Here is a 653-nt window from a genome sequence, read left to right as displayed (position 1 = left end):
TGCGATGAGTGCTTTTGTCATTTAAGGGAAGTAGTTTGCAAGATGCCGGAAATTAAACAGTTATTTGAGAATAATTCAAAATGGTCGGAAGAAATCAAATCTGATCGTCCTGAATATTTCGCTAAGCTCGCCGAAGGCCAAAAGCCTGATTTTCTTTGGATTGGCTGCTCCGATAGTCGAGTACCCGCAGAACGATTAACCGGCCTTTACTCCGGTGAATTATTTGTTCACCGCAATGTTGCAAACCAAGTCATTCACACAGACCTCAATTGCCTTTCCGTTGTTCAATACGCCGTTGATGTACTCAAGGTGAAGCACATTATTGTGTGTGGTCACTACGGTTGCGGCGGTGTTAACGCAGCGATAGATAACCCTCAACTCGGGCTTATCAATAACTGGCTACTACACATCAGAGATCTTTACTTCAAGCATCGTTCTTACTTAGATCAAATGCCTGTTGAAGATCGTGCCGACAAGCTTGGTGAAATTAACGTTGCAGAACAAGTTTATAACCTAGGCAATTCAACCATCATGCAAAACGCATGGGAGCGCGGGCAAGATGTCGAAAGTCACGGTGTCGTATACGGAATTGAAGATGGTCGCCTTGAATATTTAGGTATTCGCTCTAATTCTAAAGAGACCGTTGAAGCATC

1 protein-coding gene is annotated in these 653 nt (G+C 43.5%); it reads left to right on the top strand.

All coding sequences use genetic code 11. The features are described from left to right. Positions 1-42: 42 nt before the first annotated feature. A partial coding sequence (can, locus tag R7O13_RS27880; protein ID WP_318305326.1) for a carbonate dehydratase occupies positions 43-653 on the top strand: 611 nt, incomplete at its 3' end.

The organism is Vibrio sp. Y176, assembly GCF_033438945.1.
Note: the sequence above shows the minus strand (reverse complement) of the source record. Positions and strands in the feature narration are given on the sequence as shown.